We start from the raw sequence: 23,887 nt of genomic DNA, 5'->3' as shown, positions 1-23,887 counted from the left end.
CGGCCAAGAGCCGGGAGGGTGTGCAGCGTCGGGGGTATTTCGTAGAGCGTTCTCCACATGTTGAGCCCGAGCCAGTGGGCTGTCAAGCGCGTGCATGTGCCGGATTTCGTAGACCAATGTCCACTCGCCGGGCGCTCCGTGGGCCTGGCTAGACTTCTCGCAGGTGTAGTTCGTTCTACACACCCGGCCCGAAGGAGAACAGCGGATGGCAGCGGACCCCTCGGCGGAACCGGCGGCCAGGCGGGCGACCATCGCCGACGTCGCCGGCCGGGCCAACGTGTCCACGGCGGCGGTGTCGAAGGTGCTGCGCAACGCCTACGGGGTCAGCCCGGCGATGCAGGAGCGGGTCCGGGCGGCGATCGCGGAGCTCGGCTACCGCCCGCACGCCGCCGCGCGGGGCATGCGCGGCCAGACGTACACCATCGGCGTGCTGATCCCAGACCTGCGCAACCCGTTCTTCCCCGAGCTCATCGAGGGCATCGGCGAGCACTTCGCCGGCACTGACTACCAGGCGCTGCTCGGCCCGGGCGGGAGCACGCCCGAGTCGCAGGCCCGCATCACCGACGCCATGATCGACCGGCGGATGGACGGCCTCATCATGATCGCGCCGGTACTCCCGCGGAGCCAGCTGGAGGCCACCGCGCGCACGATCCCGACCGTCGTCATCGGCCGCCACGGCCGCTCGGCGGAGTTCGACGCGGTGGTCGACGACGACATCACCGGGGCCGGCCTCATCGTGGACCACCTGTGCGGCCTGGGCCACCGGCGCATCGCGCACATCGAGCACCGCGACGCGACCCGGGGCATCCCGACCACCATGCCGCAGACCGTGCGGGCGGAGGGGTACCGCCAGGCGATGGACCGCAACGGCCTCGGCGACGAGGTGGACGTCGTGCCGTCGACGTACAGCGAGGAGGGCGGCTACGCCGCGGCCCGCGAGCTGCTGGCCCGCCCGTCGCGCCCCACGGCGATCTTCGCGGGCGCGGACGTCGCGGCGATCGGCGTGCTCAACGCGGTGTACGAGGCCGGGCTGCGCATCCCCGAGGACATCTCGGTCGCGGGCTACGACAACACGACGGTCGCGGCGATGGGCCCGATCTCGCTGACGAGCGTCGACCAGGACGGCCGCCTGATGGGCGCGAACGCGGCGCGGCTGCTGCTGGAGCGGGTCGAGGGCAAGCGCCGCCGGTCGGTGCTCATGTCGCTGTCCCCGACGCTGATCCCGCGCCGCAGCACCGCTCCCCCGCCGGCCTGAGACCGCCCCGGGACGTCAGCCGGTCACCGGGGCCGTCGGGTCGGTCACCGGCGGCAGGCTCGACCACGGGAAGTTGATCCAGCGATCGGTCCGCCGCCACACGTAGTCGCAGGTGACGGTCGAACCGGGCTTCTCGTACAGCACCGCGCAGCGCACCTCGGCCACCCGCCCGGCGCAGAAGTCGCGTACGACCTCCAGCGTGGCGCCCGTGTCGGCGACGTCGTCGGCGATCAGGATCCGGGCCGCGGCCAGGTCGGCGAGGTCGGGCCGGGGGTCCAGGATGACCGGGGCGTCGAGGCGTTCGTCGACGCCGGTGTAGTACAGGACGTTGAGCATGTGGATGCTCTTGACGTCGAGGGCGTAGCTCAGCGCGCCGGCCACGAGCAGGCCGCCGCGGGCCACGCTCAGTACGAGGTCGGGGCGGAAGGCGTCGTCGGCGATGGCCTGGGCCAGTTCGCGGGCCGCCCGGCCGAAGGTCGGCCAGTCGAGCACCTCGCGTTCGTGCTGCTGCATGGGGCAGCATAGCCCGGCCGCGTGAACTCAGGGCTTCGCGCGACGGGTGGGTGCGTCGGGGCGGGGCGGCGTCGAGGTGCGCTGGGCGATCCCCTCGGTGTGCGGGGCCGGCAGGAGCGCCGTCTCCAGGTGGCCGAACTCCGCGGCCTGGGCCGTCGGCTCGCTCGCGCCCGGGCGCAGGGCGACCGACGCGGTGGCCAGGGTGATCAGCAGCGCGCCCCACGCGAGGGCCGGAGCCCGGCGGCTGGTACGCCGCCGGGACGACCGCTGCGGTGGGTTGGACGGAACGGACCGCGTCACCACGTCGTGGCGCGGGCGGTACACGGGCGGTACGGGGCGCGGCGCAACCGTGGAGCGACGCGGTGGGGCCGGCGGGATGTGGGCGATGGGGATCACCCGCACGTAGGGGCGAACGAGTTCGGGAGGCATGCATCGACGGTAAGCCCCGTCGGAGCGGGCCGGACCCGGCGCCGACGGGTGAGCAGACGAATCACCCGGCCACTCACCCCAGGGTGCGAAATTCATAGATGCGTGTCGCTGCATCTGTCGTCTGGGCCGGGGTGGCGACGGTCAGGCGGACGTACCGGCCGGACACGGCGACCGGGTGGGCCGTGTTCGCCGCCGTGTTGTTCGTGACGGTGACGGCCCTGGTCCACGTGGTGCCGTCGGCCGACACGTCGATGGTGAAGGCCTTCGTGTTCCAGTCCGCCGACTCGCCGCCGGCCTGGGCGTGGGCGACCTCGAAGCGGCCGATCGACCGCGTCGCGCCCAGGTCCACCTGCAGCGTCGCGTTCGCCGCCAGGGAGCAGAACTTGTCGGCGTTGCCGCCCGTCACGCTGCCGTTCACCGCCTTGTCCGGGCCCTCCGTGGCCGCGCACGCGGCGGAGCCTGTCGCGGGGCGGTTCAGCGCGAAGTTGGTGAGCGACGGCCCGTACGCCTCCAGCTCGTAGATGCGCGTCGCCGTGTCCGACGTCTGGGTCGGGGTGGTCACGTTGAGCCGGAGGTAGCGCGCGGTTGTGGCCGGGGCGCAGCCGGCCGGACATGATGTCGTGGCGATCTGGTGTGTCGTCACGGGGTCCGCGTTGTTCGTGACCGTCACCGGGGTCGCCCACGTGCTGCCGTCGGTCGACGTCTGGATGGTGAAGGCCCGGGTGTTGTACGCGGCCGGCTCCCCGCCGGCGCCCGCGTGCTTGACCACGAGCCGGTTCAGCGTCTGCGCGGAGCCGAGGTCGACCTGCACCCAGGCCCCGGCCGCCCCGGAGCAGAACTTGTCCGGGTTGCCGCCGGTCACGCTGCCGTTCACGGCCTTGTCCGGGCCCTCCGTCGCCGCGCACGGCGCCGAGCCGGTCGCGGCCTTGCCCTGGGCCAGGTTCGGCTGGGCGGCCGGCGGGGTCGTGTGGTTCGCCGAGGGAGGCGTGTCACCCGCGCCGGTGCCCCAGGCGCCCGGGGTACCGGTGACGCCGTAGTTGAGGGATGCGCCGTGGGCGAGGTCGGCCTGCGAGAGCCAGGTGCGGGTGAAGGGGGTGCCGCCGAGCGTGGCGGTGCCGATGTAGCGGCTCGCGTCGCTCACGCCGGGGGCCGCGATGGTGATCGTGCCGCCCTGCTGGGACCCGAACGCGCCCACGGTCACCTTCGCCGACGGGAACTGCGGGGTGCTGACGCCGTAGAAATTTGCGCCGTTCATCAGCGGGTACAGGCCGAGGGAGGCGAAGACGTACCAGGCGGACATGGTGCCGAGGTCGTCGTTGCCGGTGACGCCGTTGGGGCCGTTGGCGAAGAGGGTGTACGCGGCCCGCAGCACCGTCGCCGTCTTGTAGGGCTGGCCGGTCCACAGGTAGGTGTAGGGCGCCAGCAGGTCCGGCTCGTTGTTCGGGTTGTACGTGGTGAAGCTGTAGTAGTCGTAGGCGCCGTTGACCCACTTGGTGTGCGCGGTGCCGGACGGGTCGCTCAGCAGGTCGCTGTACGCGAAGAACTGGTCCAGCCGCGTGTTCGCGGCCGCCTTGCCGCCGAGCAGCCCGACGAGGCCGTCGGGGTCCTGCGGCACGAGCCACTGGTACTGGTACGCGCCGGCCTCGTGGAACGTGTGCGCGCCGTCGGTCGGCGAGTACGTGGGCGCGAAGACCCCGTTGGCGTTGCGCGGCCGGAAGAACCCGATCGACGGGTCGAACAGGTTCCGGTAGTTCTGGCCCCGCGCGGCGAGCGCGTCCGCGTCGGCGGTGTGGCCGAGGGCCCGGGCCATGATGGACAGCGCCGAGTCGGCCGCGGCGTACTCCAGGGTGGCCGAGCTCGGGTACTGGCAGTCGTGGTCGAACTGGTTGGTCGGGGTGCACGTGACGCCGGTCGGCACGTAGCCCAGCGCGGTGAAGTACGGGTTGCCGTTGCGGCCGTTGAGCCCGGTCGCGGCGGGCGGGGTGCCGAGCGCGTTCTTGCGCAGCGCGGTGTAGAACTGCCCCTCGTAGCCGGACAGCAGCCCGCGCGACCACAGGTCGACGAGGAACGGGGTCACCGGGTCGCCGGTCATCGTGTTCGTCTCGGTGTTGTCCAGCGCCCACCGCGGCAGCCAGCCGAGCTCGCGGTCCACGGCGAGCAGCGACAGCGCCGAGTCGCGCGCCACCTGCGGCTCCAGCAGGGCCACGAGCTGGTTCTGGGCGCGGTAGGTGTCCCAGAGCGAGAACGTCTGGTAGGGCGTGTAGCCCGACGCGGTGTGCACGGCGTTGTCGAAGCCGCGGTAGCTGCCGTCGACGTCGCCGGCCAGGTTCGGGTGCAGCAGGGAGTGGTACAGCGACGTGTAGAACGCGACCTGCCGGTCCGTGGTGCCGCCGTCGACCTCGGCCTTGTGCAGCTCGGCGTTCCAGGTGTCGTGGGCGGCCTGGCGTACCGTGTCGAAGCTGAAGCCGGCCGCCGACGTCTCCGCGCTCAGGTTGGCCCGCGCCCCGGCCAGGCCGGTGTAGGACAGCCCGACCTTCACTGTGACGCCGCGGTCGGCGGTGGTGTCGAAGCGCACCCAGCCGCCCTTGGCCCCGCTGCCCGACGAGGACCGGGAGCCGCCGGTGAACGTCGAGCCGGACCAGGTACCGAACGACGCGAACGGCCGGGCGAACTGGGCGGTGAAGTAGACCGTGTGCGCCGGCGAAGAACCGCAGAAGCCGCTCACGGTCACCGAGCCCTCGACGGTGTCACTGCCCACAATGGACACGCTCGAGGTGCTCGCGCCCGTCGCCTGGCCGCGCGCCTGGGCCGTGTTGAACAGCACGTTGGACTCGGTGCCGGCCGGGAAGGTGTACCGCTGCCAGCCGCTGCGCAGCGTCGCGGTCAGCTCGGCGGTGACGCCGCTGGGCAGGCCGAGCCGGTAGTAGCCCGGGGTGGCCTGCTCCTGGCCGTGGTTGAGCGCCTGCCCGTAGGTGTTCGGGTCGCTGCTGTTCACGGCGCCGACGGTCGGCATGAGCGGCACCTCACCGGCGACGGGGCAGCCAACGCCGGACAGGTGCGTCTGGGAGAAGCCCCAGACCTTCGTGTGGTCGTAGTTGTACCCGGTCCCCCAGCCGGTGTCGGGGCTGGCCTGCACCATCCCGAACGGCAGCGCCGCACCGGGAAACGTGTTGCCCTCCTTCTGCGTCCCGATCAGCGGGTTCACGAGACCGGTGAGGTCGGCGGGTACGGCGGCCCGGGCGGGCGCGCCGAGGGCGGTCACGGTGACGGCGGCGGCGCATGCCGCGGCCAGGACGTTGCAGAGCAGCCTTCTCACGTCGCTCCGATCGATCAACCAGGTGAGTGGCCGCCGACCGCCGAAATCGACGCTCGTGAAGGTTCTCCCATCCCAGGGAGATCTGTCAATACTTGACAATTGGCGGGCGGACGACGCCCTCCACGAGCCGGACGAGCTCCGCCGGCGTGTCGATGCGGGCGTCGACCCTGACTCCCGGTCGTGGGACAGACAGCGGCCCCCCCGACTGCGCATAATGTGAACCGCTCACACATACGGGGGACGAACGCCATGAAGACGACGATCCGGGCCGCCATCTCGGTCGCACTGCTCGCCGGGTTCTACCTGCTCGCCGTCGGGCTCATCGCCGGGCTCGGCTGGCTCACGGTCTGGCTGTGGAGCGAGCACCCGGGCGCGGCCGCCGGCAAGCTCGCCTTCCTCACCATCGCGATCGCGGTGGGCATCGTCGTCGCGTTCTGGAAGATCCTGACGGCCAAGCCCGGCGAGCCCGAGGGGCTGCCGCTCGCCCCGCACGAGGCGCGCGGGCTCTGGGACACCGCGCACGAGCTCGCGCACCAGGTCGGCACCCGGGCCCCCGACGAGATCCGGCTCATCCCGGACGTCAACGCCGCGGTCGCCGAGCAGACGCGCCTGCTCGGCCTGGCCGGGGGCCGGCGGATCATGTACGTCGGCCTGCCGCTGCTGCAGGCGTTCACCGTCGCCCAGCTGCGCTCGGTGCTCGCCCACGAGCTGGGCCACTACTCCGGCAGCCACACCAAGCTCGGCGCCCTGGCCCACCGGGGCCGGATGGCGATCGTGCAGACCATCGTGCAGGTCGGGCCGTCCAGCATCGCCGGGTTCGTGTTCCGCACCTACGCGCGGCTCTACATCCTCGTCGAGCAGGCGGTGAGCCGGCGCATGGAGTACGAGGCCGACGAGTTCTCGGTGCGGGTCGCGGGCCGGGCGGCCGCGGTGAGCTCGATGCGCGACCTCGCGGTCGTGGACACGGCGTGGAACTTCTTCGTCGGGCGGTACGTCACCATCGGCTGGGACGCCAAGCTCGCCCCGCGCGACGTCTTCGGCGGCTTCGCCCTGCTGCTGCGCGGGCGCTCCGGCGAGCTCGCCGAGCTGCGCGACAACGCCCCGGAGGAGAAGAAGTCGCGCTGGGACTCGCACCCGCCGATCGCCGACCGCATCCGGGCCATGCAGGCCATGCCCGACCCGGGCGTCCCGGCCGACGAGCGCCCCGCCGCGGTGCTGCTCGGCGACCCGGCGATGCTCGCCCAGCGGCTCCAGCGGGCCGCGATGAACATCGAGGACAAGACGCTGCTGCCGTGGGACGAGCTCACCGACGCCGGCATCGCGGCCGGGGCCCAGCGCGACGTCGACGCGCTCTTCCGGGCCGCGGCCCGGCTGGCCGGCACCCCGCAGGGCGACCTCGGGCTGGTGTTGCACATCCTCGAGCAGGGCGGGGCGGCGGACCTCGGCCGCGCCGTCGCGCCGCACAGCGACCCGCCGGAGCAGCGGGAGCTCCTGGTCGACCGGGTCGACTCCGCGATCGGGCTGGCCGCCCGCAGCGGCGGGGCCGGGCGCTGGAAGCACTCGTGGACCGGCGGCGCCACGTTCGCCCGGCCCGACGGCACCGCGCTGCCGACGATGGAGATCGCCCGGCTCGCGGTCGCCCCGGAGACGGTGGCCGAGGCGCGGCGGCGGCTCGCGGAGTTCGGCGTCGACGTGGCCGCCGTCCGGCAGCAGTCGGCCGTCGCGACCGCCGACGGGGCCGAGGTCATCGGCGGCATCGCGAACATGAACGCGCCCGGCAAGCAGCACTTCGACGTGCTCCTGCTCAACACCGGGCTGCTGCTGGTGCCGGGGCCGAAGTCCACCGACCACGGCAAGCAGCGCCTGGTCCAGATCCTGCGCTCGGCGCCCGTCGCGCAGCTGGCGCGGCAGCACCGGTTCGTGGCCTACGAGGACGTGCGCGCCGCGGCCGTGCTGAAGAACGTGCCGATCAAGGTGAGCCTGACCCTGCACAGCGGCGAGACGATCGAGCTGGCCGAGACGTGGACCGGCGAGTCCCTGGACAAGAACGACCGCGAGCTGCTTGCGGCCGCCCTCAACCCCTACCTCGCCGAGACTCACGCCCAGAGCTGACCGCCGAGGGCGGCCGCGGCCTCGTCCAGGGTGCCCTCGTAGGCGCCCGTGGACAGGTACTTCCAGCCGCCGTCGGCGACGAGGAACGCGATGTCGGCCGTCGTGCACCGCTCGGCGACCGACAGCGCGGCGTGCAGTACCGCACCCGTGGAGAGACCGGCGAAGACCCCTTCGGCCTCGAGCAGCTCGCGGGTGCGGCGCAGGGCGTCGGCCGTGCCGACCGAGAAGCGCCGGGTGAGCACCTCCGGGTCGTACAGCTCAGGCACGTAGCCCTCGTCGATGTTGCGCAGGCCGTAGACCAGCTCGCCGTAGCGCGGCTCGGCCGCGACGACCTGGACGCCGGGCGCCTTCTCGCGCAGGTACCGCCCGACGCCCATCAGCGTGCCCGTGGTGCCCAGCCCCGCCACGAAGTGCGTGATGGTGGGCAGGTCCCGCAGCAGCTCGGGGCCGGTGGACTCGAAGTGGGCGCGGGCGTTGGCGGCGTTGCTGTACTGGTGCAGCAGCACCCAGTCCGGGTGGTCGCCGGCGATCTCGCGGGCCATCGCCACGGCCCGGTTCGACCCGCCCGCCGCCGGGGAGCGGATCACCTCGGCGCCGTACATCCGCAGCAGCGCCGCCCGCTCGGCCGACACGTTCTCCGGCATGACGCACACCAGCCGGTAGCCGCGCACCTTCGCCACCATCGCCAGCGCGATGCCGGTGTTGCCGCTCGTCGGCTCCAGCAGCGTGTCGCCGGGCCGCAGCCGCCCGGCCGCCTCGGCCTCGCGCACCATCCACAGCGCGGCCCGGTCCTTGACGCTGCCGGTCGGGTTGCGGTCCTCGAGCTTCGCCCACAGCCGGACGCCCGGCCGCGGGGAGAGCCGCGGCAGGCCGATCAGCGGCGTTTCCCCGCACGCGTCCAGCAGCGAGTCGTAGCGGGTCATCCGCCGATCCCCGTCGAGGCCAGGTCGATGCCGTGCATCGCCGCCACGGCGGCGAAGGCGCAGGCGCCCCCGGCGACCGCCGGCAGGATGGTGACGTGGTCGCCGTCGCGCACCGGCGCGTCCAGTGCGCCGAGGAAGCGCACGTCCTCGTCGTTGACGTACACGTTGACGAACCGGTGCAGCGCGCCCTCGCCGGTCACGAGCCGGTCGCGCAGGCCCCGGTGCCGGGTCTCCAGGTCGGTGAAGAGCTCGGCGACGGTGGCGCCGCGGCCCTCGACCACCTTCGCGTCGGCCGTGAACGAGCGCAGGATCGTGGGGATGCGAACCTCGACAGCCATGGTCCCTCCAAGTCAGGCCAGAAAGGCGTCGACCGCCGCCGCCGTCTGCCGGTACTGCTCGACCTGCGGCACGTGCCCGCACTCGTCGATGACGGTGGCCGAGCTCGACGCGATGCCGGCCGTGAACTCCTTGGCGTAGGCGGCGTCGACGATGCGGTCGTCGCGGCCCCACACCACCAGCGTCGGCGCGGCGACGCGGTGCAGGCGGCCGCGCAGCCCGTGGTCGGGGAACGGCCACGCGAACCGGCCCGTGCACGCCATCGACCACACCCGCGCCAGCAGCACGGCCCGCATCTGATCCGGGTCGGTGGGCAGGGTCAGGGCGGCCTTGGCGGCGTCGCCGGCCGGGTCGTGGAAGAGCATCCCGGCCGTCTTGTCCGGGGCGACCGTCGTCCAGTTCACCACCGGGTGGTCGTCGTGCCACAGGCCGACCGGCGCGACGAGCACCAGCCGCGACGGCAGCGCCGGGAAGTGCGCGGCGAGGTCGGCCGCGAGCATGCCGCCGAAGGACTGGCCGACGACGACCGGCCGCTCCAGGCCGAGCCGGCGGGTCACCTCCTCGTAGGCGAGGACCACGTCGGTCCAGCCGTCGAGGGCGTGGATGGCGTACGGGTCGCCGGGCGTGGTCCCCGGGAACTCCGGCGCGAACACGGTGTACCGCTCGGCCAGGTGGGTCAGCAGCGGGTCGCGCGGGGCGAGACCGCCCTCGGGGTGGATGTACAGCAGCGGCTCCCCCTCGCCGAACCGCTGCACGCGCAGGCTGATCCGCCCGCCCAGGATGTCGAACGTCGTGGTCATGCCACGGCCTCCTTCGCGCGCGCCTTGCCACCCAATCTTTCAGGCCACCAGTGGTGCTCGAACGCAGTCCCGGTCGAGGAATCGGAATCCGACCAGACCTTGCGCAGCCGCGGCAGGACCTCGGCCGAGAACAGCGCGATATTCTTGAGCACCAGCTCCTTCGGCATCGAGCCGAAGCCGAGCATGGCGTGCAGGTTGCCGATGCGGTACTCGGTGCAGAACTCCACCAGCTGGTCCGCGACGGTCGCCGGGCTGCCGATGACCACGGCCCCGGAGCCGACGATGTCGGCGTAGCTCGCCCCGCGCATCTGCCGGGACATGCCCAGGTCGCCCGGGTCCTTGAGGATCGCCTCGACGCCGCGGATGTCGACCGCGCCGGGGATGCCCAGCAGGTGCGCCGGGATCGCGCCGAGGCCCTTGCGGTACGCGTACTCGACGTGCGGGGCGTACTCGCGCTCGGCCCGCTCGTCGGTCTCGGAGACGGCGATGGTCTGCAGGAAGCCGACGCGGTACGGGTTGCGGGGCAGCCCGGCCTGGTCGACGAGGTCCCAGAAGCGCGGGAAGATGCGCTTGCCGGTGAGCTTCGGGCCGGAGAAGCCGAAGTAGTTGAAGCCGAAGTCGCGCTCCAGCGTCATCTGCATCGTGATCGGGTTGCCGATGCCGGTGACCCACACGGGCGGGCGCGGCTGCTGCAGCGGGCGCGGCCAGATGTTCACCATCGGGTGGCGGCTGTGCCGGCCGTTCCACGCGAACGGCTCCGGGTCGCTCCACGCGCGCAGCACCAGCTCGAGGTTCTCGTTGAACCGGCCGCGGCCCTCGATCGGGGGCACGCCGTTGTTCACGGTCACGTCGTAGCTCAGCCCGACCGGGAAGCCGGCGATGAGCCGGCCGCCGCTGATGAGGTCGAGCATCGCGTACTCCTCGGCCACCCGGACCGGCTCGCGCGTCTTGCCCAGCGTGCGCCCCATCGGGTAGATGCCGACGTCGAGCCCCTCGGCCTCGGTGGCGTAGGCCAGCGCGCCGGCGACGATGTCGGGGTTCGGGGTCAGGTCGTAGGAGCTCTGGCCGTGCTCGGTCACCATGAGCGCGTCGAAGCCGGCCCGGGCCCCGGCCATGAGCTCGTCGAGGAAGCTGCGCATCGAGGTGTACGCCAGCTCCGGGTCCACCAGCGAGTACGGGGTGTCGCAGACCGAGTCGTACCGCTCCTCGAAGTCCGCGGGCAGGTACCGGTACGGCGCCTGCTCGAACAGCGTTACCTTCATGCCTCCACGATTGCCCTCGGCGCTGACCGCCCGCTGACCCCCGGATGACCGTCCACAAGGGATCACGGGGATCAGTTCAGCGTCAGAAGCCGGTCAGCGCGCGCTGTTTGACTTGCCGATACGCGGCATCCCCGGGCAACGAGGAGTGAGTGGTGATGGAGAGCGCGACGGAATCGCCGGCCGTGCTGCAGCTGCGCGAGCTTCCGCGCTCCGAGCGCCGCGAGGCGCTGGAGGAGCTGGTCGTCGCGCAGCTGCGCGCGACATTGCTGATGGAGGACGACGAGGAGCTGTCCGACACCGAGAGCTTCTTCGACATGGGCCTGACCTCGCTGCTCATCGCCGACATCAAGGAGCGGCTGGAGCAGACCCTGGCCTGCTCGATCAGCGCGAATGTCCTGTTCAACAGTCCGAACGTGCGCCGGCTGGTCGACCACCTCGCCACCGACGTGCTGGCGCTGTGACCACCCCGACGTAATTCGAAGGAGACGGACGATGCCGGACGTCGAGCCGATCGCCATCGTGGGAGCCGGCATCCGGTTCCCCGGCGGCAACGAATCCCTGGACGACTTCGCGGCGTTCCTGCGCCGTGGCGGCAACGCGATCCGGCCGGTGCCGGAGGACCGCTGGGACAGTGCCGCGTTCACCTCCGACGACCCCGAGGCCCGCGGGAAGATCCGCGCCGCCGGCTTCGGGTTCATCGACCAGATCGACCAGTTCGACGCGCCGTTCTTCGGCGTCTCGCCGCTGGAGGCGCAGTACACCGACCCGCAGCAGCGGATGCTGCTGGAGGTCGCGTGGGAGGCGCTGGAGCACGCCAACATCGACTACGAGACGCTGCGCCACGGCAGCGGCGGCGTCTACATCGGGGCCAGCTGCATCGACTTCGCGCTGGAGCTCGACTCGCTGTCCTACGAGGAGCTCGACGGCCACCTCGCGGCCGGCATCACGATGTTCCCGATGTCGGGCCGGCTGTCGTACTTCCTGGGCTGGCAGGGCCCCAGCCTGACCACCGACACGGCCTGCGCGTCGTCGCTCACGGCCCTGCACCTGGCGGCCGAGGGCCTGCGCAACGGCGAGTGCGACATCGCCCTGGCCGGCGGCGTCGCGGCCATCCACCACCCGCGCATCCCCGTGATGTTCACGCACGGCAGCATGCTGGCCCCGGACGGGCAGTGCAAGACGTTCGACGACTCGGCCAACGGCTACGTGCGGGCCGAGGGCTGCGGCGTGCTGGTGCTCAAGCGCCTCGGCGACGCCCGCCGCGACGGCGACCGGATCATCGGCGTCGTCCGCGGCACCGCCATCGGCCAGGACGGCGCCAGCGCCGGGCTGACCGTGCCCAACGGCACCGCCCAGGAGGGCGTGATGCGCACCGCGCTGCGGGTGGCCGGGGCCGACCCGGGCGACGTGCAGTACGTGGAGGCGCACGGCACCGGCACCGCGCTCGGCGACCCGATCGAGATGGGCGCCATCGTCGACGTCTTCGGCGCCTCGCACACCCGCGAGCGCCCGCTGGTCGTCTCCTCGGTGAAGACCAACGTCGGGCACATGGAGCCCGTCGCGGGCATCGGCGGCCTGGTCAAGGTGCTGCTGCAGATGCGCGAGCGCAGCTACTTCCCGCACCTGAACATGACCAGGCCGTCCGGGCGCATCCCGTGGGACCGCATCCCGGTGTCGATCCCGACCGACCTGCGGCCGTGGGAGGCCGAGACCCGCCGGGCCGTCATCAACAGCTTCGGCTTCGGCGGCGCGATCGCCGCGGCCGTCGTGGAGGAGCCCGCCGTGTCCGGGCAGGCCCCGCCGCCGCCGGCCCCGGGCGCCGCGGTGTTCACGCTCTCGGCGAAGAGCAAGCGCTCGCTGGGGGCACTGCTGCAGCGGTACCGCGACCGCCTCGCCGCCGACCCGGAGCTGACCGCCGAGGACGTCTGCTACACGGCAAACGTCGGGCGCACCCACCTGCCGCTGCGGGTCTCCGGCGTGGTCGGCGACCGCTCGGAGCTGGACCGGCTGCTGGAGCGCGAGCTCACGCGCGTCGACAAGGCCGGCGGGGCGACCCGGCGCAAGGTCGCGTTCCTCTTCGCCGGGCAGGGCGCGCAGTACCCGGGCATGGGCGCGGCGCTCTACGAGCAGTTCCCGGTGTTCCGCGAGCAGGTCGACGCCTGCGACGAGCGCTTCGCCGGCCCGCTCGGCTGTTCCGTGCGCGAGCTCATGTTCGGGGACGACGCCGACCGGCTGCGCCAGACCCGGTACACCCAGGCGGCGCTCTTCACGCTGGAGTACGCCCTGGCGAAGCTGTGGCTGTCGTGGGGCGTGCGGCCCCACGCGCTCATCGGCCACTCCATCGGCGAGGTGGCCGCGGCCGCCGTCGCCGGGCTGTTCACCCTCGACGACGCCGTCCGGCTCGTCGCCGCCCGCGGCCGGCTCATGCAGTCGGTGACCGCGTCCGGCGGCATGGCGGCCGTCGACGCCCCGGCCGAGGAGCTCGCCGCGGCCGTCGCCGAGCACCCGCAGCTGGCCGTCGCCGCGCTGAACTCGCCGCAGCAGACCGTCGTCTCCGGCGAGACCGGCGCGCTCGACCGGCTCTGCGCCACGCTGGAGGCGCAGGGGCGCAAGGTGACCCGGCTCGCCGTGTCGCACGCGTTCCACTCCCCGCAGATGCGGGAGGTGTACGACGGCTTCCGCCGCGAACTGGCGGGCATCGAGTTCCACGAGCCGACCCTGACCCTCGTCTCCAACCTGACCGGCAAGGTCGCGCGGTTCGCCGAGCTGGCCGACGTGGAGTACTGGGTCCGCCACATCGGCGAGCCGGTCGACTTCCGCGCCGGGATGGCCACCATCGAGAAGCGCGGCACCCACGCCTTCGTCGAGATCGGCCCGGGCCGCTCGCTGACCGCCCCGGCCCGCCAGTGCGTCACCGGCGAGAAGCACCTGTGGCTGTCCAGCCTCGACCGCAACGACCCCGAGGGCGTCGTCGTCCGCGAGGCCCTGGCCCAGTACTACCGGGCCGGCGGCGCCGTGCACTGGCCCGGCTTCCACGCCGGGCGGGAGCGGCGCAAGGTCGGGCTGCCCACGTACGCGTTCGACCGCAAGCGGTACTGGCTGCCGATCAAGGGCCCGCGCCACGGCGTCGGCGGCGCGCGCACCGCGGGCGGGCGGCTCCACCACCCGCTGCTCGGCGCCGAGATCCCCGCCGGGGAGGGCGTGCGCGAGTTCAAGGCGCGCTGGAGCGCCACCGCGCCGGCCTACGTCGCCGACCACGTCGTCATGGGCCGGGTCGTGATGCCCGGCACCGGCTACCTGGAGGCGCTGCTGGCCCTGCAGGACGCGGTCTTCGGCGAGGCCGGCCGGCCCGTCACCGACGTGCGGATCCTCGAGCCGCTGTTCCTGCCCGACGACGGCGACGTCGAGGTGCGGGTGCGGCTGCGCGACGGGGTCCGCGCCGAGATCGTGAGCGTGGCCGACGGCGGCGTGGAGCGCGCCCACCTGCGGGCCGTCATCGGCGAGCCCGGCCCCGCGGCGCTGACCGAGGCCGGGGAGGCGCTGCTGAGCCGAGCCGCCCAGGCGGAGCCGGCCGACGAGGTGGTCGACGCCGAGACGGTGTACCGGCTCTACGCGGCGGCCGGGCTGGAGTACGGCCCGCAGTTCCGGCGGATGGGCGACGTGTCCCGGCACGGCGCCGACTTCGCCACCGGCGAGCTGCGCGGCGCCGACGCCGACGCGGCCGAGCTGGTGCCGCCGTTCATCGTGGACGCGGCGACCCACGCCTTCGCCGCCGTCGGCAACGACGGCAACAGCTACCTGCCCGTGCGGTACACCTCCTTCCGGATGTTCAAGAAGCCCAAGGCGGCGACGCTGCGCGTCCTGCTGCGCCTCGACCCCGACCCGGTGCCGGAGGTCGACATCGCGATCGACCTCGTCGCGCTGGAGGGCGACCGGCCGGTGTTCGAGCTGCGCGGCCTGGGCATGAAGCGGGTCGCCGACAACGGCGCCCGGCGCGAGCTCGCCCACGACCTGCGCTGGCTGCGGCGCTCGCTCGTGGTTCGCGGCGAGGAGCCGCACTCGATCCTGGCCGTGCGGGCGCCGCAGCACGCGCGGGGGGCCCTGAACGGATCCCGGTTCGTCGACGAACCCGGGGCCGCGGACCTGCACGACGTCTCGGACGTGTGCTGGTTCTGGGAGCCGGGCGGCACGCTCGCGGAGGAGTCGGAGCGCAACTACCGGCGCCTGCTCGACCTGCTGCGGACGCTGGGCGAGGCCGGCTTCGGCCGCGACCAGCGGCTGTGGCTCGTGACCGAGCGGGCCCAGCACCTGGCCGGCGACGCGGCCGCCCTCGACCGCCCGCCGGCCGCGGCGAGCCTGTGGGGCTTCGGGCACACGCTGCTCAACGAGCACCCGGCGTACCGCACCACCATGGTCGACCTGCCCGGCGACGAGGGCGGCTACGGCTCCCTGCTGGAGGAGGTCGGGGCCTCGCCCGCCGGGGAGTTCCAGATCGCGTACCGCGACGGCCGCCGCCACGTGCGCCGGCTCGTCCCGCTGGAGCTGGCCGCGCCCGGGCCCGACGACAGCTTCGCGCTCGCGATCCGCGAGTACGGCCAGTTCGCCGGCGTGCGCAAGGTGCACGCCGAGCGGGTCGCGCCGCGGGGCGACGAGGTCGAGATCCTGGTGCGCGCGGCCGGCCTGAACTTCAAGGACGTGCTCAACGCGCTGGGGCTGCTCAAGGAGTTCGGCGAGCAGCCGCTGGGCTTCGAGGCCGCGGGCACCATCGTGGCCGCCGGCCCCGAGGCGACCCACCGCGTCGGCGACGACGTCGTGGTCAACTACCTCGGCTGCATGCAGCGGCACGTGGTCGCGCCGTCCGCGGTCGTCGTGGCCAAGCCGCCGCGGCTGAGCCACGCGGAGGCGGCGGGGCTGCCGGCGGCGTACGTCACCGCCCACTACGCGCTGCACACCCTCGCGGGCATCAAGACCGGCGACCGGATCCTGATCCACGCGGCGGCCGGCGGCGTCGGGCAGGCGGCGGTACAGCTGGCGAAGGCGGCCGGGGCCGAGATCTACGCGACCGCGAGCCCGCACAAGTGGCCGCTGCTGCGCGAGCAGGGCGTGACCCACCTGTACAACTCGCGCTCGCTCGACTTCGCGGCGCAGCTGCTGGAGCAGACCGGCGGGGCCGGGGTCGACATCGTCCTCAACAGCCTGAACAAGGACTTCATCCCGGCGAGCATGTCCTGCCTGGGCCGCAACGGGCGGTTCGTGGAGATGGGCAAGGTCGGTGCCTGGACGCCGGAGCAGGTGCGCGCCGAGCGGCCGGATGTGGCGTACCACAACTTCGACCTCAGCGAGCTGCCGTGGGACGACGCGGTGCGGGTCACCGCCGAGGCGATGCGGCTCGTCATCGGGCAGGTCGCCGACGGCACGCTCGCGCCGCTGCGGACCAGCGTGTACTCCCTGGACGAGGTCGAGGAGGCCTTCGGGGTGCTCAGCCGGGGCGCCAACGTCGGCAAGCTGGTGCTGGACCTGGACGGCCCGCGCCGCGGCGCGCCCGTCGAGCTGCGCGACGACCGCACCTACGTGGTCACCGGCGGCCTCGGCGCGCTCGGCGTGGTGACGGCCCGCGCGCTCGTCTCGGCGGGCGCCCGGCACATCGTGCTCACCGGGCGCGGCGGCACCCCGGCCGCGGACGTGGCCGGGGAGTTCGAGCGGCTGGGTCAGGACGCCGACGTGCGGGTGATCCGCGGCGACATCGCCAAGGACGCCGACGTCGTCCGCATCCTCGCCGAGGCGGGCCGCACCTGGCCGGTCGGCGGGATCGTGCACTCGGCCGGCACCCTGCAGGACGCGCCGGTCGCGGCGCAGACCTGGGAGACCATCGAGCCGGTGTTCTCGGCCAAGGTGTACGGCACCTGGTTGTTGCACCGCGCCGCGCGGGACCTGCCGGAGCTGGACTTCCTGGTCGGGTACTCCTCCGCCGCCCCGATCGTGGGCACCCCCGGCCAGGCGAACTACTCCGCGGCCAACGCCTTCCTCGACGAGGTCATGGTGCGCCGCTTCGCCGCCGGCACGCCCGGCACGACGGTGAACTGGGGCCCGTGGGGCGAGGTCGGCATGTCAGCCCGCCTGGCCGACGTGCTCTACAAGCGCTGGGCCGACGAGGGCATCGTGCTCACCACGCCCGCGGTCGGCATGCGGGCCCTGCGCGCCCTGCTGCGCCGCCCGGCCGGGCAGGCTGTGGTCGGCGAGTGCGACTGGGACCGCTTCGCCGGCGGCAAGCCGGTGGCCAACGCGGTGTACCAGCGGCTGCTGTCCGACAGCGGGGCCGGCGGCACCGACCGGCCCGACCTCGACGAGTTGGCCGCCGCGCCGCGCGAGGAGCGGCTGGCCCGCATCGACGCCTTCGTGCGGGCCCGGGTCGCCGCGGTGCTGCACTTCGACGACGCCGACGCGGTCGACTCGGCCACCGAGTTCGTGCGGCTGGGGCTCGACTCGCTGGTCGCCGTCGAGCTCAAGAACTCCCTCGAGGCGGCGTTCGGGGTGCCGCTGCCCTCGGCGGTGGCGCTGGAGTACCCCAGCGCCGAGCTGCTGGCGGAGTTCATCGACCGGCAGATGTTCCCGTCAGGCGACACCGGCCCCGTCGGTGGAGACGCAGTCGGCCGGCAGCGGCCCGAGCCGGCCGCGGTGTAGTCGGCGCCGGCCGGCCCGGGCCTCGCGACGGGCCGGCCGGCGTCTCGTTCCCTTCTGCCTTGGAGGACTCATGGTCGCCCGCTGGTTCCACCCGGACGTGCCCTCGCCGGAGGCGACGGCCCGGATCTTCCTGTTCCCCTACGCCGGTGGCAGCGCCCCGATGTACCGCGACTGGCTGCCGCTGTTCCCGCCGGACATCGCCGCGCAGGCGGTGCAGCTGCCGGGGCGGCTCGACCGGCGCGCCGAGCCGCTGCTGGAGAGCCTCGACGACATCGTGGCGGCCACGAGCGAGGCCCTCGCGGCCGAGCTCGACGACCGGCCGTACGCGGTGTTCGGGCACTCGATGGGCGTGCTCGTCGCCTACCGGGTGGCGGCGGCGATGACGCGCGAGTTCGGCCACGGCCCGATGCTGCTGGCGTCGGCGGCCTGGGCGCCGGAGGGCTTCGCGATGCCGACCCGCGAGCAGGTCGAGATGCCGCAGGACGAGCTGCTCAAGTGGGTGATCGGGCTGGGGTCGCTGCCGCCGGTGATGTACGAGGACCCCGAGATGCTGGCGGTGACCCTGCCGCCGACACGGGCCGACCTGCGGGCCTGCATCGACTACACCGACGACGGCGCGAAGCTCGACTGCCCGGTCGTCACCTACGCCGCGGCCGAGGACCCGCTCATGGCCCCGGCCGCGGCCGACTCGTGGATCTCGCGCACCCCCGAGTACCTCGGCACGTCGGTCTTCGCCGGCGGCCACTTCTTCATCTACGACAACGTCCTGCCCATCGTCACCGACCTCACCCGGCACATCCGCAAGCTCGCTCAGCAAGAAGGAGGAAGACCGTGACCGGATTCAACGCGATCGCCGAGCGCTACGTGGCGATCTGGAACGAGCCCGACCCGCAGCTGCGCCGCAAGCTCATCGACGAGCTGTGGGCGGAGGACGGGGTGTACTACAACCGGCTCTTCGCCAGCGGCGGCCGCGACGGCGTGGAGATGGCGGTGCGGACCGCCCACGAGGAGTACTTCGCCAAGGGGCTGTCGTTCCGCAGCCGCGGCGACGCCTACGGACACCACAACGGGATGCGCTTCGGCTGGGTGCTGGTGGTCACCCGCACCGGCGAGGTCGACACCTTCGGCGAGGAGTTCCTGCTCCTCAACGACGACGGGCAGATCCGCGTCGACTACCAGTTCGGGCTCCGGCCCCCGGCGATCTAGGAGCGCGGACATGACGAGCATCGACTACAACGAGCTGGCCGAGCGGTACATCGCCTCATGGAACGAGCCCGACGACGAGGCCCGGAGCAAGCTGGTCCGGGACCTGTGGGCCGAGGACGGCACCTACAACAACCGCTTCTTCACCGTCACCGGCGTGCAGGCCATGGAGTTCGTCACCGCCAACGCGGTGCAGGAGTACGGGTCGAAGGGCTTCGTGTTCCGCTCGCAGCAGGACGCCTACGGCCACCACGGCGGCGTGCACTTCCACTGGGTGATGGCCTCGGCCGTCACCGGCGAGGTCGACACCTGGGGCGAGGACTTCCTCGTGCTCAACGCGGCGGGGAAGATCGCGTCGGCGCACCAGTTCGCGATGAAACGTCCCTCCGCGTGAGGTGAGGGGCACGCGCGCGGCGCGGGCCGGTCGTGGCCCCCCGCAAGGCCCGCGTCGTCGCGTCGTCCATGGGATAGAAGGTCTTGATCGCCACGCCGGCCACGGTGACGTCGAGAGCGGTGCCGAAGACCGTCACGGTGCAGTAGAAGTTGAGCCGGCGCGAGCCGTCCCGCAGCTTGAGGGGCAGGAGGATGTTCTCGATGCCCTCGACGTCCTCGCCGCAGCGGCCGGTGTGGCCGCACAGCTCGCGGTACAGCTCGGCCAGGGCCGGGTCGCAGACGCGGTCGACGCGGCGGCGCAGGCGGGAGAGCAGGTTGTGCTGCCACTCCTCCAGGTTGACGATCCGCCCGGCGAGGCCGTCGGGGTGCAGGGTCAGGCGCAGCACGTTCACCGGCGGCTCCAGCAGGTGTGCGGCCACCCCCTCGGTGAACAGCCGGAAGCCGGAGTTGGCGCCGAGCAGGTTCCACAGCCGGTCGACGGCCATCGCGGGCAGGGGCTCGTGGGCCCGCAGCACCTGCCGGGCGGGCTCGATCACCTCCTCGACCGCCGCGTCCTCGACGTGGTACACCGGCGCGAACCCGGCCGCGAGCAGCAGCTCGTTGCGCGCGTGGGCGGGCGCCCCGAGGTGGTCGGCGAGGCGCAGCAGCACCTCGCGGCTCGGCGAGGAGCGGCCGGTCTCGAGGTAGCTCAGGTGGCGCGGGGAGACGTCGGCCTCGCTGGCCAGCCGCAGCTGGCTGAACCCGCGTGACTCGCGCATGAGGCGCAGCCGGTCGCCGACCGGCTGCCAGGTCCGCATCGGCAGCTCCGTCACACCTGCGAGGGTACGCGCCGTGCGGTCATCGTGCTGACTGAGCACCATGACCTCCGACGTTATTGACCCGTTCGGGACGAACCACGCACGGTGGGATGAGCGGCGTGTGCCCACCGCCGCGGCAACCGGGATTGGAGTAGCAGCTGATGACGGCAGAAACGAAGTCGACGGCGGGCGCGGGCGGGGGTCCCGGACCGACCCCGGTCGATGGCGGATCGCCGCCGGCGCCGGCCCTGGGCGGCACGCTGTTCGTGCTCATGATCGGCGTGTTCGTGACGGTCCTGGACTTCTTCATCGTCAACGTGGCGATCCCGTCGATCCAGACGGACCTGCACGCCGGGGCCTCGGCGATCCAGTTCGTGGTGGCCGGGTACGCCATCGCCTACGCCGGCGGGCTGGTGATCGGCGGCCGGCTCGGTGACATCTTCGGCCGGCGCCGGCTCTACGCGGTCGGCATCGTGCTGTTCACCCTCGCCTCGCTCGCCTGCGGCCTGGCCCCGACGGCCGGCGCGCTGGTCGCGGCCCGGGTCGTGCAGGGCCTCGCGGCCGCCGTGCTCGCGCCGCAGGTGCTCAGCACCGTCGGCGCCACGATGACCGGCGAGGCGAAGGCGCGCGGCTTCACGCTCTACGGCGTGACCATGGGCCTGGCGTCGGTCTTCGGCCAGCTCATCGGCGGGCTGCTCATCCAGGGCGACGTGTTCGGCCTGGGCTGGCGCGCCTGTTTCCTCATCAACATCCCGATCGGGGCGCTCGCCCTGGCGCTCATCCCCCGCTTCATGCCCGACTCGCGCTCGCCCGGCAAGCCCACCCTCGACATCGGCGGCATGCTGCTGTTCTCGGCCGCGCTGATCGCCGTGGTCCTGCCGCTGATCGAGGGGCGCGAGCAGGGCTGGCCGCTGTGGGCCTGGGCCTCGCTGGTGGGCGCGGTGGTGCTGTTCGCGGCCTTCGCCGCCTACGAGCGCTCGATCGCCGCCCGGCAGGGCTCGCCGCTGCTGGACCCGGGGTTGTTCCGCGAGCGGGCGTTCACCGCAGGCCTGCTCGCCCAGCTGGTCTTCTACTTCGGGCAGGCCTCGTTCTTCCTGGTGTTCGCGCTGTACGTGCAGGAGGGGCGGCACTACGACGCGCTGCACGCCGGGCTGATCTTCATCGCACTCGGCGGCGGCTACATGGTGACCTCGCTGACCGCGCGGTTCGTGGCCGCCCGCATCGGCCGCCAGGTGATCGCGCTCGGCGCGGTGCTGCGGATCGTGGGGATGGCCGGGCTCATCGCGGCCGTGGCGCACGTGGGCACCACCGGCAGCATCTGGTGGCTCGTCCCGGCGCTGGTGATCGACGGCGCCGGCCAGGGCCTCGCGGTCGCGCCGCTGGCCTCCACGGTGCTCTCGCGCATCACGCCGCACTACGCGGGGGCGGCCTCCGGCGTGCTGAGCACCGGCGCCTGGGCCGGCAATGCGTTCGGGGTGGCCGTCATCGGCGTCATCTTCTACGGGCGGCTGGCCCAGACCGGGCCCGCCGATCCGTTCGGGCACGCGTTCAGCGGCAGCCTCGTGTACATCATCGCGGTGGCCGCCGCACTCGCGGTGCTCGTGCAGTTGTTGCCCGCCAAACCGGCGGCCGCGAAATAGCGGTAGTACGATGTGCGGGGCCGGTTTCGCCGACCCCGCACATTGCCGTCGGGCTAATTCCCCTAATTCCTATCGATCCACTTTTAAATGGCCTCTGACCAGCGGTCAGAGACATGTCAGCGACATGTCACGGGCGTCTGATTGAATCGGTTCCGAGAGATAGTTCATTGACATACATGCATGTCGATAAATTCTCTCACGCCCGATATCAACCTCCGTTGCGCAGAGGTGGACGACACAATGACGGTAACCACGACAGCGGTCGAAATCCTGCGACGCCTCCCGATGCCCGACCGGCGGTCCGAGCTCGCGGCCATGGTGTCGGAGCAGTTCCGCGGGGTGCTGCTCATGGACGAGGACGAGCGGCTGGAGCCCACCGAGAGCGTGTTCGCCCTCGGTATGTCCTCGGTACTGCTCGTGCAGGCCCAGGAACGGCTCTCCAACCTCTTCGGCGTCGACCTCTCCAGCGCCGTGCTGTTCAACAGCTGCACCGTGCAGCAGGTGACCCAGTACCTCGCGGGCGAGGTGCTGGCCGACCTCTTCACCGACGAGCGGCCGGTGCGCCGCGCGGCCCCCAAGGCGCGCACCCGCCTGCTCTGGGACGACGTGCTCGGCCGCGTCTACCTCGACGCGGCCTGACCCCCACCCCCCCTTCACGAAACGGATGGACGGCATGGCGCACGCCTCGGAACCCACCATCGTCGCCCGCATCGCCGAGCACGCCCGCACCCGGCCCGGCCACGCCGCCATCGTGTTCGAGGACACGGTGGTCAGCTGGGACCGGCTGCACCGCGACAGCAACCGCGCGGCGCACGCGCTGCGGGCGCACGGGGTGGCCCGGGGGGCGCGCGTGGCGTACATCGGCCGCGAGTCCCACCACTACTACACGCTCGCCGTGGCGTGCGCGAAGGCCGGCGCGGTGCTGGTGCCGTGCAACTGGCGGCTGACGCCGGGCGAGGTGCAGCACATCCTGCGCGACTCGGCCGCCGCGGTGCTCTTCGCCGAGGCCGAGTTCATGCCCGTCGTCGCGCGCGCCGTCGAGGAGTGCGACGTCGTCGAGGTGGACGCCCCCGGGCAGCGCTACGCCGGCTTCACGGCCTGGCTCGCGGGGCGGCCGGAGACGGACCTCGAGTTCGCCCCCTCCACCGACGAGCCGGTCGCGCAGATGTACACCAGCGGCACCACCGGCCTGCCCAAGGGCGTCGTGCTCGCGCACCGGACCTTCTTCACGTTCATCGACAACATGCGCCGCGCGGGGGTCGACTGGATCGACTGGCGGCCCGAGGACCGCAGCCTCAGCGCGTTCCCGGGCCTGCACGCCGGCGGGTACGCCTGGTTCATGCACTGCCTCAACGCCGGCGCGACGAGCGTGGTGCTGCAGACGTTCGTGGCCGAGGACGCGGTGCGGGCCATCGAGCGGCACGCCGTGACGACCCTGTGGGCGGCGCCGGCGATGCTGCAGATGATGCTCGTCGAGCCCGGCGTCACCCGGGACACGTTCCGCTCGCTGCGCAAGACGGTCTACGGCGGCTCCCCCATCCACCGGGAGCTGCTGCTGCAGTGCATGGAGGGCTTCAGCGGCGAGCTGGTGCAGGCCTACGCCGCGGCGGAGACGGGCAGCTTCATCACCTGCCTGCGCGCCGAGGAGCACCGGCCGGAGAATCCCAAGCTCGCCTCGGCGGGCCGGCTGTGCCCGGGCAACGAGCTGCGCATCGTGGACGAGGACGGCAACACCCTGGGGCCGAACGAGCCGGGGCGCATCTGTGTGCGCACGCCGGCCGAGTTCGTGGAGTACTGGCACCGCCCCGACGAGACCGCCGGCATGAAGCGCGACGGCTGGCTCTACATGGGCGACTCCGGGTACCTCGACGAGGACGGCTACCTGTTCCTGCGCGACCGGATCAACGACACCATCATCGTGGCCGGGCAGAACATCTACCCGGTCGAGGTCGAGGACGTGATCCGCACCCACCCGGCCGTGGACGACGTGGCCGTCTTCGGCGTGCCGCACCCGCGCTGGGGCGAGGTGGTGCGCGCGGCGGTGGTGACCCGGGCCGGGGAGACGCTCAGCGGGCGGGACCTCATGAAGTTCCTGCGCGGCAAGCTGGCGGGCTTCAAGATTCCGATCGGGTACGACTTCGTGGAGTCGCTGCCGCGCAACCCGACGGGCAAGGTCCTGCGCCGCGTCCTGCGCGCGGAGGCCGCCCCCGCGCGCTGAACCCCCGGC

The 23,887-nt window shown here is 72.7% G+C and carries 18 protein-coding genes; 10 read left to right on the top strand and 8 right to left on the bottom strand.

What is annotated here, in order from left to right; all coding sequences use genetic code 11:
* Window positions 1–205: 205 nt before the first annotated feature.
* The gene (locus tag ACPPVO_RS15220) at window positions 206–1,255 is read left to right on the top strand and encodes a LacI family DNA-binding transcriptional regulator (RefSeq protein ID WP_426511852.1); all 1,050 of its coding nucleotides are present in this window, start codon (window positions 206–208) and stop codon (window positions 1,253–1,255) included.
* A gap of 15 nt (window positions 1,256–1,270) precedes the next feature.
* Here ACPPVO_RS15220 and ACPPVO_RS15215 read toward each other — a convergent pair whose 3' ends face one another.
* The 3 genes from ACPPVO_RS15215 to ACPPVO_RS15205 form a co-directional block, all read right to left on the bottom strand.
* Window positions 1,271–1,768: a phosphoribosyltransferase gene (locus tag ACPPVO_RS15215; protein WP_426511851.1), complete on the bottom strand. Its 498-nt coding sequence runs from the start codon at window positions 1,766–1,768 to the stop codon at window positions 1,271–1,273.
* 27 nt (window positions 1,769–1,795) lie between these two features.
* Window positions 1,796–2,197: a hypothetical protein gene (locus ACPPVO_RS15210; RefSeq protein WP_426511850.1), complete on the bottom strand. Its 402-nt coding sequence runs from the start codon at window positions 2,195–2,197 to the stop codon at window positions 1,796–1,798.
* Between the two features lie 73 nt (window positions 2,198–2,270).
* Window positions 2,271–5,513 (bottom strand): GH92 family glycosyl hydrolase, encoded by a 3,243-nt coding sequence (locus ACPPVO_RS15205; protein WP_426511849.1) that lies wholly within the window; start codon window positions 5,511–5,513, stop codon window positions 2,271–2,273.
* Window positions 5,514–5,762: 249 nt separating this feature from the next.
* On the opposite strand from ACPPVO_RS15205, the gene ACPPVO_RS15200 reads away from it, so the two are divergent.
* Window positions 5,763–7,625 (top strand): M48 family metallopeptidase, encoded by a 1,863-nt coding sequence (locus tag ACPPVO_RS15200; protein ID WP_426511848.1) that lies wholly within the window; start codon window positions 5,763–5,765, stop codon window positions 7,623–7,625.
* On the opposite strand, the gene ACPPVO_RS15195 is transcribed toward ACPPVO_RS15200, so the two are convergent.
* From ACPPVO_RS15195 to ACPPVO_RS15180, 4 genes are read right to left on the bottom strand one after another with little or no spacing between them, the layout of a single operon-like run.
* Complete coding sequence (locus tag ACPPVO_RS15195) at window positions 7,610–8,548, bottom strand: PLP-dependent cysteine synthase family protein (RefSeq protein WP_360389686.1); 939 nt, start codon at window positions 8,546–8,548, stop codon at window positions 7,610–7,612. The two genes, ACPPVO_RS15200 and ACPPVO_RS15195, sit on opposite strands and share 16 nt — an antisense overlap.
* Window positions 8,545–8,886: a MoaD/ThiS family protein gene (locus tag ACPPVO_RS15190; RefSeq protein ID WP_426511847.1), complete on the bottom strand. Its 342-nt coding sequence runs from the start codon at window positions 8,884–8,886 to the stop codon at window positions 8,545–8,547. Before ACPPVO_RS15190 ends, ACPPVO_RS15195 begins: the two co-directional genes overlap by 4 nt.
* 12 nt (window positions 8,887–8,898) lie before the next feature.
* Entirely contained in the window at window positions 8,899–9,684 is a 786-nt protein-coding gene (locus ACPPVO_RS15185) for an alpha/beta fold hydrolase (protein ID WP_426511846.1), read from the bottom strand.
* Window positions 9,681–10,946, bottom strand: a complete 1,266-nt coding sequence (locus ACPPVO_RS15180; protein WP_426511845.1) for an LLM class flavin-dependent oxidoreductase — start codon at window positions 10,944–10,946, stop codon at window positions 9,681–9,683. The genes ACPPVO_RS15185 and ACPPVO_RS15180 overlap by 4 nt, the downstream gene beginning before the upstream one ends.
* Window positions 10,947–11,101: 155 nt before the next feature.
* On the opposite strand from ACPPVO_RS15180, the gene ACPPVO_RS15175 reads away from it, so the two are divergent.
* The 5 genes from ACPPVO_RS15175 to ACPPVO_RS15155 all read left to right on the top strand — a co-directional run bounded on the left by ACPPVO_RS15175 (window position 11,102) and on the right by ACPPVO_RS15155 (window position 19,224).
* The gene (locus ACPPVO_RS15175) at window positions 11,102–11,407 is read left to right on the top strand and encodes an acyl carrier protein (RefSeq protein WP_360389674.1); all 306 of its coding nucleotides are present in this window, start codon (window positions 11,102–11,104) and stop codon (window positions 11,405–11,407) included.
* Window positions 11,408–11,438: 31 nt separating this feature from the next.
* A complete protein-coding gene (locus ACPPVO_RS15170; RefSeq protein WP_426511844.1) occupies window positions 11,439–17,627 on the top strand; it encodes a type I polyketide synthase in 6,189 nt (2,062 codons plus the stop codon).
* A 70-nt stretch (window positions 17,628–17,697) separates the two neighbouring features.
* Window positions 17,698–18,462, top strand: a complete 765-nt coding sequence (locus ACPPVO_RS15165) for a thioesterase II family protein (protein WP_426511843.1) — start codon at window positions 17,698–17,700, stop codon at window positions 18,460–18,462.
* Entirely contained in the window at window positions 18,459–18,833 is a 375-nt protein-coding gene (locus ACPPVO_RS15160) for a hypothetical protein (protein ID WP_360389665.1), read from the top strand. Before ACPPVO_RS15165 ends, ACPPVO_RS15160 begins: the two co-directional genes overlap by 4 nt.
* 10 nt (window positions 18,834–18,843) lie before the next feature.
* Window positions 18,844–19,224 (top strand): hypothetical protein, encoded by a 381-nt coding sequence (locus ACPPVO_RS15155; protein WP_426511841.1) that lies wholly within the window; start codon window positions 18,844–18,846, stop codon window positions 19,222–19,224.
* Here ACPPVO_RS15155 and ACPPVO_RS15150 read toward each other — a convergent pair.
* On the bottom strand, window positions 19,163–20,020 hold the full coding sequence (locus ACPPVO_RS15150; protein ID WP_426514632.1) for a helix-turn-helix domain-containing protein: 858 nt from the start codon (window positions 20,018–20,020) through the stop codon (window positions 19,163–19,165). The two genes, ACPPVO_RS15155 and ACPPVO_RS15150, sit on opposite strands and share 62 nt — an antisense overlap.
* 161 nt (window positions 20,021–20,181) lie before the next feature.
* Here ACPPVO_RS15150 and ACPPVO_RS15145 point away from each other — a divergent pair, with 161 nt between their 5' ends.
* The 3 genes from ACPPVO_RS15145 to ACPPVO_RS15135 all read left to right on the top strand — a co-directional run bounded on the left by ACPPVO_RS15145 (window position 20,182) and on the right by ACPPVO_RS15135 (window position 23,878).
* Window positions 20,182–21,660, top strand: coding sequence for an MFS transporter (locus ACPPVO_RS15145; protein WP_426511840.1), 1,479 nt, complete (start codon window positions 20,182–20,184; stop codon window positions 21,658–21,660).
* 240 nt (window positions 21,661–21,900) lie between these two features.
* Window positions 21,901–22,299: an acyl carrier protein gene (locus ACPPVO_RS15140; RefSeq protein ID WP_426511839.1), complete on the top strand. Its 399-nt coding sequence runs from the start codon at window positions 21,901–21,903 to the stop codon at window positions 22,297–22,299.
* 34 nt (window positions 22,300–22,333) lie between these two features.
* Window positions 22,334–23,878, top strand: a complete 1,545-nt coding sequence (locus ACPPVO_RS15135) for a long-chain-fatty-acid--CoA ligase (RefSeq protein WP_426511838.1) — start codon at window positions 22,334–22,336, stop codon at window positions 23,876–23,878.
* Window positions 23,879–23,887: the final 9 nt, after the last annotated feature.

The sequence above is a fragment of the Dactylosporangium sp. McL0621 genome (assembly GCF_049995355.1).
In the GTDB taxonomy this organism is placed as follows: domain Bacteria; phylum Actinomycetota; class Actinomycetes; order Mycobacteriales; family Micromonosporaceae; genus Dactylosporangium.
The sequence above is the reverse complement of the archived record's forward strand: the minus strand, read 5'-3'. Positions and strand labels throughout refer to the sequence as shown.

What these genes read in the sequence shown, in the direction of transcription:
- ACPPVO_RS15220 (WP_426511852.1), top strand. Translation starts at nt 206, where the DNA reads ATGGCAGCGGACCCCTCGGCGGAACCGGCGGCCAGGCGGGCGACCATC.
- ACPPVO_RS15215 (WP_426511851.1), bottom strand. Translation starts at nt 1,768, where the DNA reads ATGCAGCAGCACGAACGCGAGGTGCTCGACTGGCCGACCTTCGGCCGG.
- ACPPVO_RS15210 (WP_426511850.1), bottom strand. Translation starts at nt 2,197, where the DNA reads ATGCCTCCCGAACTCGTTCGCCCCTACGTGCGGGTGATCCCCATCGCC.
- ACPPVO_RS15200 (WP_426511848.1), top strand. Translation starts at nt 5,763, where the DNA reads ATGAAGACGACGATCCGGGCCGCCATCTCGGTCGCACTGCTCGCCGGG.
- ACPPVO_RS15195 (WP_360389686.1), bottom strand. Translation starts at nt 8,548, where the DNA reads ATGACCCGCTACGACTCGCTGCTGGACGCGTGCGGGGAAACGCCGCTG.
- ACPPVO_RS15190 (WP_426511847.1), bottom strand. Translation starts at nt 8,886, where the DNA reads ATGGCTGTCGAGGTTCGCATCCCCACGATCCTGCGCTCGTTCACGGCC.
- ACPPVO_RS15185 (WP_426511846.1), bottom strand. Translation starts at nt 9,684, where the DNA reads ATGACCACGACGTTCGACATCCTGGGCGGGCGGATCAGCCTGCGCGTG.
- ACPPVO_RS15180 (WP_426511845.1), bottom strand. Translation starts at nt 10,946, where the DNA reads ATGAAGGTAACGCTGTTCGAGCAGGCGCCGTACCGGTACCTGCCCGCG.
- ACPPVO_RS15175 (WP_360389674.1), top strand. Translation starts at nt 11,102, where the DNA reads ATGGAGAGCGCGACGGAATCGCCGGCCGTGCTGCAGCTGCGCGAGCTT.
- ACPPVO_RS15170 (WP_426511844.1), top strand. Translation starts at nt 11,439, where the DNA reads ATGCCGGACGTCGAGCCGATCGCCATCGTGGGAGCCGGCATCCGGTTC.
- ACPPVO_RS15165 (WP_426511843.1), top strand. Translation starts at nt 17,698, where the DNA reads ATGGTCGCCCGCTGGTTCCACCCGGACGTGCCCTCGCCGGAGGCGACG.
- ACPPVO_RS15155 (WP_426511841.1), top strand. Translation starts at nt 18,844, where the DNA reads ATGACGAGCATCGACTACAACGAGCTGGCCGAGCGGTACATCGCCTCA.
- ACPPVO_RS15150 (WP_426514632.1), bottom strand. Translation starts at nt 20,020, where the DNA reads ATGCGGACCTGGCAGCCGGTCGGCGACCGGCTGCGCCTCATGCGCGAG.
- ACPPVO_RS15145 (WP_426511840.1), top strand. Translation starts at nt 20,182, where the DNA reads ATGACGGCAGAAACGAAGTCGACGGCGGGCGCGGGCGGGGGTCCCGGA.
- ACPPVO_RS15140 (WP_426511839.1), top strand. Translation starts at nt 21,901, where the DNA reads ATGACGGTAACCACGACAGCGGTCGAAATCCTGCGACGCCTCCCGATG.
- ACPPVO_RS15135 (WP_426511838.1), top strand. Translation starts at nt 22,334, where the DNA reads ATGGCGCACGCCTCGGAACCCACCATCGTCGCCCGCATCGCCGAGCAC.